This is a genomic window from Brachyspira hampsonii, assembly GCF_002214805.1.
Lineage (GTDB): Bacteria > Spirochaetota > Brachyspiria > Brachyspirales > Brachyspiraceae > Brachyspira > Brachyspira hampsonii.
The window spans coordinates 1403329-1416121 of the sequence record NZ_CP019914.1; the positions used below are offsets into that span (position 1 = coordinate 1403329).

9 protein-coding genes are annotated in these 12793 nt (G+C 27.3%); 6 read left to right on the plus strand and 3 right to left on the minus strand.

The window, feature by feature from the left end; genetic code table 11:
• Together BHAMNSH16_RS06025 and BHAMNSH16_RS06030 are read right to left on the minus strand one after the other, a co-directional pair.
• Nucleotides 1-1854 (minus strand): MATE family efflux transporter, encoded by a 1854-nt coding sequence (locus tag BHAMNSH16_RS06025; RefSeq protein WP_008730625.1) that lies wholly within the window; start codon nt 1852-1854, stop codon nt 1-3.
• A gap of 386 nt (nt 1855-2240) precedes the next feature.
• The gene (locus BHAMNSH16_RS06030; protein ID WP_008730623.1) at nt 2241-4613 is read right to left on the minus strand and encodes a transglycosylase domain-containing protein; all 2373 of its coding nucleotides are present in this window, start codon (nt 4611-4613) and stop codon (nt 2241-2243) included.
• A 170-nt stretch (nt 4614-4783) separates the two neighbouring features.
• Here BHAMNSH16_RS06030 and BHAMNSH16_RS06035 point away from each other — a divergent pair, with 170 nt between their 5' ends.
• Together BHAMNSH16_RS06035 and BHAMNSH16_RS06040 are read left to right on the plus strand one after the other, a co-directional pair.
• Entirely contained in the window at nt 4784-5164 is a 381-nt protein-coding gene (locus BHAMNSH16_RS06035; RefSeq protein ID WP_008730621.1) for a DUF4234 domain-containing protein, read from the plus strand.
• A 770-nt stretch (nt 5165-5934) separates the two neighbouring features.
• Complete coding sequence (locus BHAMNSH16_RS06040; protein WP_069731918.1) at nt 5935-6315, plus strand: PepSY-like domain-containing protein; 381 nt, start codon at nt 5935-5937, stop codon at nt 6313-6315.
• A gap of 488 nt (nt 6316-6803) precedes the next feature.
• On the opposite strand, the gene BHAMNSH16_RS06045 is transcribed toward BHAMNSH16_RS06040, so the two are convergent.
• Complete coding sequence (locus BHAMNSH16_RS06045) at nt 6804-8648, minus strand: methyl-accepting chemotaxis protein (protein ID WP_008726817.1); 1845 nt, start codon at nt 8646-8648, stop codon at nt 6804-6806.
• Between the two features lie 503 nt (nt 8649-9151).
• Here BHAMNSH16_RS06045 and BHAMNSH16_RS06050 point away from each other — a divergent pair.
• The 4 genes from BHAMNSH16_RS06050 to BHAMNSH16_RS06065 are packed head-to-tail and all read left to right on the plus strand — an operon-like array spanning nt 9152 to nt 12781.
• Nucleotides 9152-9748 (plus strand): restriction endonuclease subunit S, encoded by a 597-nt coding sequence (locus BHAMNSH16_RS06050; RefSeq protein ID WP_008731440.1) that lies wholly within the window; start codon nt 9152-9154, stop codon nt 9746-9748.
• A 35-nt stretch (nt 9749-9783) separates the two neighbouring features.
• Complete coding sequence (locus BHAMNSH16_RS06055; RefSeq protein WP_008731438.1) at nt 9784-11280, plus strand: type I restriction-modification system subunit M; 1497 nt, start codon at nt 9784-9786, stop codon at nt 11278-11280.
• A 38-nt stretch (nt 11281-11318) separates the two neighbouring features.
• Complete coding sequence (locus BHAMNSH16_RS06060; RefSeq protein WP_008731436.1) at nt 11319-11621, plus strand: helix-turn-helix domain-containing protein; 303 nt, start codon at nt 11319-11321, stop codon at nt 11619-11621.
• Between the two features lie 8 nt (nt 11622-11629).
• Nucleotides 11630-12781 carry a nucleotidyltransferase domain-containing protein gene (locus tag BHAMNSH16_RS06065; protein WP_008731435.1) on the plus strand — a complete coding sequence of 384 codons (1152 nt, stop codon included), beginning with the start codon at nt 11630-11632 and terminating at the stop codon, nt 12779-12781.
• Nucleotides 12782-12793: the final 12 nt, after the last annotated feature.

Here is a 12793-nt window from a genome sequence, read left to right on the forward strand (position 1 = left end):
TTATTCTCTCGGCTGATTATTTTGTGTATTTTTATTTCTTAAATTCATTCTCTCTTCTTTTCGTTTTTCACTTTCTAATTTTTTCTCTTCTCTTAATTTATATCTAGCTTCTCTTCTAGCCTGAACTTCTTGCTTCATTTGTAATTTCTTAGCCTCTTTTTCTTTTTTCCTATTTTCATTATATTCTCTACGCTCTTGATTTCTTTTCTCTCTTAATTCCTTCATCTCTTCAAGCTGCATTCTCCACTCTGCCCTTTCTAATTTTCTCTTTTCTTCTTTTTTTCTTTCTATTTCTTCTTTTTGCTGCATTTTCTCTATTTTTTCAATTTCCTTCTCTCTAAAAAGAACAAGTTTTACAGGGTCTTTTATTTTACTTAATTTATCTCTCATCTTCTGAACATAATCTTTTCGTTTTCCTATATTTTTAGGAAACAATTTAGCCCCCAAAGAATCTATAAATAATCTTGTCCTTAAAACAAGACTGTTCTGTGTTTTCAAATTAATAACAGAAACCCAAGGTACTCTAGATATGATGATAAGTGCTATCACTCCGGACATAGTATTAGAAAATAAATTACCCCAAAATACAGACCAATAAGACAAATACTTAGTAGTTAAAATAATAAATACAAATCTTAAAAACCATATCCTTAATATACTTATTATGAGCGGAACCCTAGTACGCCCAAGCCCTATTAATGCCCCTTGAACTACCATAGTTATTCCAAATCCCAAAACCCCCAATGCAAATATAGGTAATGCACCATTAGCAACATATAAATCTTCTGCTTCTCTTGTAAAAAGTCTAGTCATATAAGGAGTAAGAGGTATAACAATAGCTATAAGAACAATAGCGGTAATAGCACTCAATAACATACCTGTATAACAAGATTTTTTAGCCTTATCTGCATATTTAGCCCCTATATTCATACTAACCATAGTAGTAACTGCTGACCCAAATGCAGCAGGCAAATTGAAACATACTGCTGTAATATTATTTGCTATTCCCTGACCATTTAATACTGTAGCACCATATTTTTCAACTTCGCTATTGATAAGAAAGAATCCTAAATTACTTAAAAATGTTGTAAGCATTGAAGGAATACCTATTATCATAAGCTCTTTTAAAATACTAAAATCAAATTTGAATTCTTTTAATGATAATTTATCATCGCTATTTTTAATAAATAAATCATAATACATCCAAATTGTAACAATGGCATAAGTAGAAAATGAAGCTAATACACTGCCTACTATTTTCAAATGCATGAAATATACATATATAAAATTAAATAATATTTTTAGAACTAGTAATATCACACTTCTTATAAAAGTGGCTTCAGGCTTACCATTAGCATTTTTTATACCATTATATAAAGCTGCCAAAAATGTCATAGGCATAACAAAACTATATAATGATAAATACTGATATACATTTTCTTTAATGCCCGGCTGTAAATTCATAGAAACTAATATGCTTACAATGTAAAGCGTAGGTCCCATAGCAATACCAAATAAAACACCTGTAACTACTATCTGTGTAGATATTTTTTTGGCACTCTTAAAATCTCCAAGTCCGTTATACTGTCCAACTATTGCCATAGCAGCAACACCTAAGCCCTGAGATAATGCTGTCATCATATTAACTATAGGTTCTGCAAAATTAACACTGCTTGCTATAATAGTACCTGTAACATTATTGAGAAAAAGACCGTCCATTAAAGGAATCATTGACTGAACTAAACTCATCATTAATGTTGGGATAGATAACATTATCAATGTATTTGTAATAGAGCCATGAAGTATTAAATCTCTTCTTGCTTCTGTAGACTGACTTTTGAAAAAACTAATCATACTTATCCTTTAAAATTTATCGTATAAACAATATAACCGATTATTATATATTTTATATTAAAAAAAAATTTTTTTGCATAAATAAAATGAAAAAATTATTTATTTGTAATCCTAATACAAATAAATATATCAATAATAGTAAATTTTTTAAATATATTTTTTTAATTTTATTTAATTTAATTATGCAGTAATTTTATAGTCTTGGTTTTAGTAAAAATAAAATATCAGCTTATATACAAATTAAAGTTTCATTAAAAATAAATACACTATATTATATAATTTATATGGTATTAATGGATGTAAATATTATAAAGATATTCAGTTATAATTAATAAAATTTATAATAAAAATAATAAGGGAGCTTATAAAAAACTCCCTTTTTTATTTCAACTTCTTATATTTCCTAAACTAGGATCTTCTATATTATCTTCTGGAAGCAAGTATATATTATTATTTTGATTGTTATTTTGAGTATTATTATTTTGATTACTATCATAGCTATTAGTATTTTCATCTAAAGGCGTATAATAGAAATCTCCCTCATCATCTATCATAGTATCATTGGTATCCTCATTTCTAACTGTACCTGTTCTAAGATGATCTATAGGACATTGAGTAGACAAATCAACATTTCCGCCTACCGTAAGAGGTGCAACATTTACGCAGGTATGATTTCTAGGAAGCCCTGAATCCTGACAAATTTCTACTACTAATACATCATTAGGTATAGGCCAATTAAATTCTCTTTTAGATTGAGGAGTAATAGAATTAAGATATTGAAAAGTTGCTAAAGCAGTAGTGGCCCCTCCTGTTACATTATTTGGAAGCAGATCATTTCTGTCGCTTCCTATCCAAGTAATTGTAACTATCTCATCATTATATGCGGCAAACCAATTATCACGGTGTTCGCTTGTTGTTCCTGTTTTGGCGGAATATGAAGGATATTTAAAGCCGTAAGTATTAGCACTTCTATATGCTGTTCCTCCTGGTGCTATAACTTTCTGTAAAGTAGTATTTAAAAAATAATAAGATGACGGTGAAGTTGCACTTATTTTATGAGGCGTTCTATCGACTAAAGCTGTAACACTAAGTTCATTACCGTCTATATCAATTATTTTATCCACAATATAAGGCTTATATTTAATACCTCCATTAGCCAATGCACTATAAGCAGAAGCTAAATCAAGAGGACTCATTTCCATAGTTCCCAAACCTATAGACAAAGCATTAGGTATATAAGCATTCTCTCCGAAAAATTCTCTTGAATGCTCTATGAAATAAGAAAGCCCTATATCATTTAATAATTTAACCGCTATTGTATTAATTGATTTTGATAAAGCTGTTTCTAAAGTCATTTCACCTCTATACCTTCTGTCAAAGTTTCTAGGTGAGTATGCAGGCTTTCCTGTACCCTGAGGATAGCTGTAATTGGTATCAAGCATAGTAGAAAAAGGCTGTGCCCCGCCCTCAAATGCATATAAATATATAAAAGGTTTTATTACACTGCCTATTTGTCTTTTTGCCTGTACTGCTCTGTTAAACTGATTTTGCAATGTGTATCCGTCTCCACCTATCATAACAAGTATTCCGCCTGTTTTAGGGTCTATTGATACCATCGCTCCCTGATAGCTTCTATTTGATGAACTAGTCTGTAAATTTCTAATATTTTCTTTCATTACAGAATCGGCAACTCTGTAATATCTTTCATTTACTGTTGTGTATATTTTAAGACCGGATAATGCAAGCTCATCTTTATTAAAATAATTCAATAATTCCTGCCTTACATATTCATTGACATAAGGAGTTCTATTTACTGTCATCTTCCATTGGGCACCTTTAACCTGCTTGTTTATATTAGTATATTCTTTATCAAATAAAGCAAGTTCAGATTCCATAGTCTGTTTATCTATAATGTTATTTTTTACAAGTCTTGATAATATCTGCTCTACTTTTTTCCTGCTGTTATCTGGATTATTTACTATAGAATAGTATGTGGGATTAGGAAGCATACCAACTAATATAGCGTATTCTAATAATCGGCATTGTCTTAGAGGTTTATTAAAATAATGATTGGCTGCTGCTTCAAATCCGTAGTTCCCATCGCCTAGATAAACAGTATTAAAATACATAGCTAAAATTTCTTTCTTAGTATATTTCTGTTCTATCTCTCTTGCAGCGAACATTTCAAAAAGCTTTCTTTCTATAGTTCTTTCACTTTTAGTAAATAATAGCTTGGCTAGCTGCTGAGTAAGTGTAGAACCGCCGCCTACTATTTTTCTTGTTAAAATAGTTTGTATACCTAAATAGGCTGTTCTGAAATAGTTAATACCTTTATGGGAGTAGAATTTCTGATCTTCCATTAAAAGCAATGTCTGTTCCAAAAGAGGATTAATATCATCTACATTAACAACTTCATAAGCAGGAGGCATATATTCACCTATCAATATATTATTTCTATCATATATTTTTGTAGGAGGAGAATCTCCGAAAGGATTTAAAGGATTAAAATATCTTATCCTTTTTTCATTACCTCTTATAACTATTATATCATAGTATTCTTCAAGCATAGCCATACTTTGATCTCTTCTGGCTACCCAATCTTTATATACGCCGCCGACAAAGTATATCCCTACTATACCCACCGCAACAAAGACAAATAAACATATAATAAAAATAGTTAGTATAAATTTCTTTAATTTAGATTTCTTCTTTTTTTTAATGTTGTTATTATTATTTTCTTGTTTTTTTTTCTTAAACATTTAGCACCATATTAACATAATTATATTATACTATATATGATACTATAATATATATAACATTGCAAGCGGAATTTATTTAGATTTTTTTATTATTCATAATAAAAATTACAATTGACTTATACATTTTTATATATTAAACTAAATAAAAAATAGTCTTTAAGTGATACATTATGAAGAATTTTCAACCTAAACCATTATTAACTGTAGCAATTTTATCAATAGTAACATGCGGCATATATTTTATTTATTGGATTTATGTTACAACAAATGATGTTAATAATTATATGGAACAGGAATATATTAATCCTACCTTATCTCTTGTATTATCGATAATAACATGCGGATTATTCTCCATATATTGGTTTTATAAATATGGAACAATAGTATTTAATGATATGAGTAAAAAGGCTGAATTAGACAGTTATGGTGAAAATGCTGCTGTTTTAGCAATATTACTCTTTATACCATTCGGATATATTTATTCTATTATAGCCCTTCAATCTAAACTAAATATTATTTTTACTAAATATTCAGATAAGGATTCGAAATAATAGAACACAGTAAAATATTATTAACCTAATCAGCACTTGGGCGGGTGCTTACAAATTCTAATATAAATATTTAAGAAAACTTGAATTTAATTTTCTTAACGAATTGAAAAATATAAAGGGCAGGGTATGTAAATAATTTTTTAAATTTAATTACACTTGCCCACCCTCTAGATTTATAAATTAAATTTGTAATTCTTATCTTTTATTTCTTTGTTTCTAAAATTAGGCTTTTTAATTCCCACCCTATTTTATTTAAATTTATAATGATTTAAACGCACGCATAATAAAACTTAAAATATAAATCAATTAATAATCATAATTTAAATAATATATAAAATCATATCAACCGTGCGTTTAGTAGATTACAAATTTAAATAATGCTTGGGCGGGTGCCTTAAATTTCTAATTAAGCATTTAATAAAATTCAAATATAATCTTCTAAATGAATTGAAAAATATAAAGGGCGGGGTATGTAAATGATTTTTTTATTTTTAATATTACAATTTTTAATCAAAATTTCCAATTTATTTCTAATTTTCATAGTAAAATCCTGTATTTACAGCTAATTTTATAATATTTGTAAATATATTTTACATTGATTTGTTATACACAGCTTATTTATGTATTATATGTATTAATAACTAATAAATATTTATATCTTTTGTAAATTTATTGTAAATTATTTGTAAATAAATATTGCTTAATTTTTACATTCTGCTATAATTATAAATGTAAAGAGATTTTACAATATAAACCTAAGGAGATACATCATGACTAACAGCTTAAACCTTTTTATTAAAATTACACCTAGCAAATTACCTGAAAATATTAGAAGATTTATCGCTTCTAATTATAGCAAAGCTAAAATCGTTTATATTGACATAAGAAAAGAACAATATGAAATTAAATTAAATAATGGAATTTATATCAATTTCGACAAAAACGGAGCCTGGAATTATATAAGCAGCGATGACAAATTATCTGAAAATATACTCCCAAAAAATATAGCAGGTAAAATAAAAAACATAATGAAAAAATATAATAATGCTTATATTTTTGAAGTTAGTAAAAGAATAGAATTCTACAAAATAAGATTGACTAATTCTTTGGAAATATGCATAAGAAATAACGGACAATTAATAATGGCATAACTCTTATCACTTTGTATCTCCTAAAAGTAATTAAATAAAGGCTTGGATATTTATATATTCAGGTCTTTTCATTTTTTAAACTTAATTACATACCCCGCCCTCTAGGATTATTATTTAAATCTGCAATCAAAGTTTTTTGTTTTTTTATTGTATAATTAGAATTTGTCAGCACCCACACAAGTTTTTTTAAATTTTAAAAAATATATAACCGCACGCAGAATAATATTAAAAATATATGCTAATACAAAATCATAATTTAAATTATAAATAAAGAACCGTTTACCGTGCGTTGGAAAAAGCATCATAATAAATTATCAGGCGGCGGCAGATTTTTATAAAAATATTAAACAAGTTATTTATTTAATTTGAAAAACTGCATAGCCTCTTCTAATTCCTTAGCTCTTATTATAATAAAAAATCTACCGCCTAAAAGGCTCTGATAATAAATTATCAGACGGCGGTAGATTTTTATAAAAATATTAAACAAATTATTTATTTAATTTGAAAAACTGCATAGCCTCTTCTAATTCCTTAGCTTCATTTAACAAAGAAGCAGCCGCTGAAGCAGATTGTTCTACCAATCCGGCATTCTGCTGTGTTACGCTATCCATTTGAGAAACTGCTATATTTACCTGATCAACTCCTGACTGCTGCTCTATAGCTGTTTCACTGATATCTCTCATTATATTAGAAGTCTCTTCTATTTTTTTCTCTAAATCTTCAAATATTTTCTCTGACTCTTTTGCTTTCTCTACAGATTTACTAATTTTATCATATATAACATTAATCAAAGAAGTAATATCCTTAGCAGAAGACTGAGAATTCTGTGCCAAATTCCTAACTTCGCTCGCTACAACAGCAAATCCCTTACCCTGTTCTCCGGCACGGGCAGCTTCAACAGCAGCATTAAGTGCCAATATATTAGTTTGAAAAGCAATATCCTCTATGACCTTTGTTATATTTTTTATTTTTTCACTATCCTCATTAACCTCTTCTATACTTTTAGTTGTTTCTAAAATTATGGATCCGGCATTCCTAATTGAATTCATAGATTCCTTCATCATATTATTGCCTTCTATAGAATGAGAAGTAGAAGATTTAATTGTAGAAGCCATCTCCTCCATAGAACTAGCAGTTTCTTCTAGACTTGCAGCCTGAGCTTCTGTTCTTTTTGATAAATCAGAATTACCATTTGCTAATTCCTGAGCTGCTGTAGTTATTTTGATAGAGGAATCATTAACTTGAGATATTATCTCTGTAAGTTTTTTACGCATTCCGCTGAAAGATTCAAATAATATTCCAAGCTCATCTTTTCTCTTATGCTCATTTGAAACATAAGTTAAATTTCCTATCTCTATTTCCTTGGCCTCTCTTATAATGCTGTTTATATGACTCATTATTCTTTTTATAAAAAGATAAACAAATACAGATAATAATACTATAGCAATTAAACCTACTAATGAACTTATTAAAATTAATTCCCTGTTTGTAGAATATATTTCACTATCAAACATAGTCATAGCAATTATCCAATTCATAGATTTCATTTTACTATAAGAACCTGTTCTTTTTTGACCCATATACATATATGATAAAGTGCCCTGTGTTAAATTATTATCAAATACTGTTTTATAATCCTGAACGGTACTAGATCCTATTTGATCATATAGATTATCCATTATATCAATTAAATTAGAATCTATAGTTAGTATCCTGCCTGTTTCTCCCAAAGTTATATCTGAAAAGTAATTATCATGTATAAGTTTCCAATCTATTACAACAAGTATCGCACCTAATAAATTGCCGTCTAAACTTTTTATAGCACCGCCCAAGACCAATGATTTATTTCCCGTATCTGCTGAATCTATTATTTCATCATCAAATGTATATTCAAAATTCTTGCTTTCTAGTACAGACCAGAAATTAGGTCTAGTATCAGAAATATTGTTGCCAATAGAACTACCTAAAGCATCGGCTATAATATCACCATTTAAATCCACTACTGCTATATTTATAGAATATTCATTAGCCCCATTAAATAGTGCCAAAGCATTTAATGCATCAGCTTCTGTCTGTTCATTTCTATTTAAAAGAGAATTCATAATAGCAGGAGCAACAGAATATGTTTTAGCTAATGAAACTTGATCTGACAATATGGAATCAAATAATTTAGCATAAGACTGAACTGTATTAGCAAATCCCTCAAATCTGCTTCTGCTTATTCCTTTATTAGCAAAAGTTACTGCTATACTTAATATAATGAATATTATCAATATAGATATGACTGATATTATAGCAGGAACTTTGAAAGATAAACTATGTATCTTCTTCATATAAAAACTCCAATTTATTTTAAAAATCAATTATATAATTTATATTAAAATATAATAATACTTTATAGTTAATCGTTATTTTTTCTTAATTTTATACTTTTTTTAATATAAAAAAATATTTTTTTAGAAAAAAATATATAAAAACCTTATTTTTTTTACACTTTTTTTAAAAGTTTTATATATTATTAGTATAACAAAGTTGATTTGTATCTAATTTTATAAATTTTTTCTTCATAATTTACCTTAATAGCGGATATAGTTTTATATCCGCTTATTTTTTCGCGTTTTATTTTATAGATAAATTAAAATCTTTAATACACTAAGATAAAAAAACAACAGCATATTTCTATATAGAGCAAAAAAATATGTATTACTTGTATGATAATATATAGTATATAGATATTTTTTATAACATATTTTTAAATAGAACCTACTTTTTATAATAAAAATATTGACGCCACTTCTTTCGTATGATAATATTAAAATAAAGAGAGGGTACAAATATGCAAAAAATTATATTAAAAAATATAGCAAACATAAGAGTTGGGGCATCTGTTTCAAGAGCTTCTGCAAAGATATACGAAAAAGGATACGAAATTAATCTCATAAACTTAAAAGCATTCGATAACAAATCAGTTAAGTATGCTCAAAATGAAAAAAACATTGATAAAATACAAATCAAACAAAAAAATATCGAGCTAATACAAACAAATGATATTATTATAAGACTTAGAGAACCATTCAATAGTCTAATAATAGAAGATAATATTGATAATTGTATAATAAGTTCATTAATGGCATGCATCAGAATAAAAGAAGAATTTTATAATATATGCCTGCCTCATTTTCTTGCTATTTATCTAAATAATAAAAAAGTTCAGAAATTTCTAAAAAGAGAATCAAGAGGAACAGGGATAATATCCATAGGAACTTTTGATATATCAAATATAGAAATAGAACTGCCTAGTATAGATAAACAAAAAGAAATCATTGAAATAAATTCACTATTTGAAAGAGATATTTTTATTCATGGAAAACTCTTTGAATTAAAACAAGTATTCTACAAAGAAGCTATGAATAAAATATTAAAAAACTGTTAATCATTTAATAATATTTTTTAAAAGGAGAAATAATTATGAAAACAACAAAAGAAGTAGTTGAAAATATAGTTTGGAAAGCATGCGACACTTTCAGAGGATCAATAGACTCATCTGTTTATAAAGATTATATATTGAGTATGCTATTTGTGAAATACTTATCAGATTTCGTGAAAGAAAAAACTGAAGAATTAAGAAAAAAATATAAAGACAATGAAGGCATTTTATCAAGAATGATTGAAAGGTTGGATTATAAAATAAGCGAAACTGCTAACTTTGATTATCTATATTCTATAAGAGAAGAAAACAATATTGGCGAGAGAATCAATACTGCTTTAAGAGAAATAGAAAAACAGAATCAAACTAAATTTGAAGGCATTTTTAACAATATAGATTTTAATGACTCAAATAAATTCGGCAACACAAAAACAAGAAATTCTATATTAAAAAATCTGCTTGAAGACTTCAATGATCCTGCATTAGACTTAAGCCCTAGTGCATTAGAAAACAATGATGTTATGGGCGATGCTTATGAGTATTTGATAAAAAACTTTGCAAGCGATGCCGGTAAAAAAGGCGGTGAGTTCTTTACCCCTCCCGAAGTATCTATGCTTATAGCCAAAATAGTAACTTTGAATATAAAAGACGGTGTTAAAGTATATGACCCTACTTGCGGAAGCGGTTCTTTGCTTGTTAAAGTGTATAAAGAATTAGGAGGCGAAAACTGTTCTGTATACGGACAGGAGAAAAACAGCCAAACATATTCTTTATGCCGAATGAATATGTATTTGCATGAAATAGGCGATAAAGGAATAATTGAATGGGGCGACACTATAAAAGAGCCTAAATTCTTGGATAAAAACGGAAATTTAGAAAAGTTTGATATAGTAGTTGCTAATCCTCCTTTCAGTTTGGATAAATGGGGAGAGGAAACAGCAGTTAAAGACCAATACAATAGATTTGAGTACGGCATACCTCCAAAGAGCAAAGGCGATTATGCTTTCGTACTTCATATGATAAACAGTATGTCTGAAAATGGAATCACTGCTGTTGTAATGCCTCATGGTGTATTATTCAGAGGAGCCAGCGAGGGAATAATACGCGAAAGAATAATAAATGAAAATTTGCTTGATGCTGTTATAGGGCTTCCAAACAATTTATTTTACGGCACTTCAATACCTGCCTGCATTCTAATATTAAAAAAGAACAGAAAAGAGAAAGACATTTTATTTATAGATGCAAGCGTAGAATATGAGAAAGGAAAAAATCAAAACCGCTTACGCGATGAGGATATAGAAAAAATAGTCAAAGCCTACAAAGACAGAAAAAACATAGAAAAATACTCTAAATCAGCAAGCCTAGAAGAAATCAAAGAAAATGAATACAATCTCAATATACCTAGATATATAGACTCATTTGAAGACGAGGAGCATGTAGATTTGAAAAGCATAAACAAAGAAATAACAACATTAGAAAAAGAACGCGAAACTCTAAGCGGCAAATTAGAAGATTTTTTGAAAGATATAAAACTTTAATAAATTAATATAATAAAATTTTTTTAAGGAAGTATTTTATGAAAAAAAATATAGGTGAAATATTAAAAAATATTAGAATGAATAAGTTTATTAGTTTAAGAGATTTATCTGCAAAAATGAATTTAGGTAATGAAGGTCATATATATTTAAGTGATATAGAATGCAGTAGAAAAATACCATCAAAAGATGAAGTAATAAAAATATTAGACACACTAAAAGCAGATTACAATTTAAATGAAATAATTGATGTATTGGAAAATTCAGAAGTAGATAATAATATAGATGAAAATATTGATTATCAGGAAGAAACATATTTTAAAACTTTTAAGAAAAGAGGCTAATTATTATTATGAAAAATAATGAAATAGTAAAAATCATTGAAAAAAATTTAAAAGATTATGAGAATAAAGGCGGAATAATAAAATATCCATTTCCTATTATCGATTTTGCTTTTAGAAATTTTGGATTGGATGTTCAGTATGATGAAAGGTTGTTCTATAAACATAAAAATAAAGCAGGTATGATAAATATAAAGAAATCTGTTATAAATATAAACCCAAAAAGAGAAGATTTTAAGATAGGAGATTTTGTAGTACCTAAAGAATTTTATATAGAGGAATCTGAAAATCAAATTATAGCTCATGAAATAGGGCATTATGTAAAATACAATAGTATAGATAATGAAGATCTTTTTGATAAGGCTTATTATATTGATGAGTATTCTAATATAATGTTTAATAATGAAGTATTTGCAAATAAATATGCTAGAAATTTATTAATTCCTAAAGATGAATTAAATAAATTTCTTTCTTCAAATGAAATAATAGGAACAATAGATTTAATGAGAGAATCATCTATCATAAGAAAATATTTTGGTATAACCGAGTTTATGCTTGAAGTTAGGCTAAAAGAATTAAAAATACCATTTGTAAATGGATACTATATACCAGATCAATTAAAAAAAGATAATCTTATATATAGCAGAGAAAATTTATTAAAATTAATGGAAATTTCTATAGGCAATGGTTTTGGTTTGACACCTAATTATGGCGATGCTGAAAAAATAGTATATTTGTACAATAAAGCAACAGGAGAAAACAGAGACAGCGGACCTATTTATATGACATTATGGAGGATAGCAAATGGAAAATATGATCATTTTGCAGAAATATGTGAAAGAAGATTAAGATTTATAAATGAGCAAAGAAAAAAAATACCGTATATACAGAAACAAATAATACTAAAAAAATTAGAAAAAGAAGGAGCAAATAAAATAACCATATTTGGTTCATTTGTAAAAAAAGAAAAATCTGTTTTCAATGATAAAAGCGATATTGATATATTAGTGAATTTTAAAGAGACTAAAAGTATGTTTGAAATAATGAGAATAAAAAATGAATTAGAGCAGATGCTTTCAAGAAAAGTAGATTTAGTTCCTGAAAATAGTATAAAAGATTATATGATTGAGTCAATAGAAGAAAATAAAGAAGTATTATTATAATAAAGTAGGTAA

Excerpts from the sequence above, each read along its gene's own strand:
- BHAMNSH16_RS06065 (WP_008731435.1), top strand. The coding sequence starts at position 11,630 with ATGAAAAATAATGAAATAGTAAAAATCATTGAAAAAAATTTAAAAGAT.
- BHAMNSH16_RS06035 (WP_008730621.1), top strand. The coding sequence starts at position 4,784 with ATGAAGAATTTTCAACCTAAACCATTATTAACTGTAGCAATTTTATCA.
- BHAMNSH16_RS06060 (WP_008731436.1), top strand. The coding sequence starts at position 11,319 with ATGAAAAAAAATATAGGTGAAATATTAAAAAATATTAGAATGAATAAG.
- BHAMNSH16_RS06030 (WP_008730623.1), bottom strand. The coding sequence starts at position 4,613 with ATGTTTAAGAAAAAAAAACAAGAAAATAATAATAACAACATTAAAAAA.
- BHAMNSH16_RS06050 (WP_008731440.1), top strand. The coding sequence starts at position 9,152 with ATGCAAAAAATTATATTAAAAAATATAGCAAACATAAGAGTTGGGGCA.
- BHAMNSH16_RS06040 (WP_069731918.1), top strand. The coding sequence starts at position 5,935 with ATGACTAACAGCTTAAACCTTTTTATTAAAATTACACCTAGCAAATTA.
- BHAMNSH16_RS06055 (WP_008731438.1), top strand. The coding sequence starts at position 9,784 with ATGAAAACAACAAAAGAAGTAGTTGAAAATATAGTTTGGAAAGCATGC.
- BHAMNSH16_RS06025 (WP_008730625.1), bottom strand. The coding sequence starts at position 1,854 with ATGATTAGTTTTTTCAAAAGTCAGTCTACAGAAGCAAGAAGAGATTTA.
- BHAMNSH16_RS06045 (WP_008726817.1), bottom strand. The coding sequence starts at position 8,648 with ATGAAGAAGATACATAGTTTATCTTTCAAAGTTCCTGCTATAATATCA.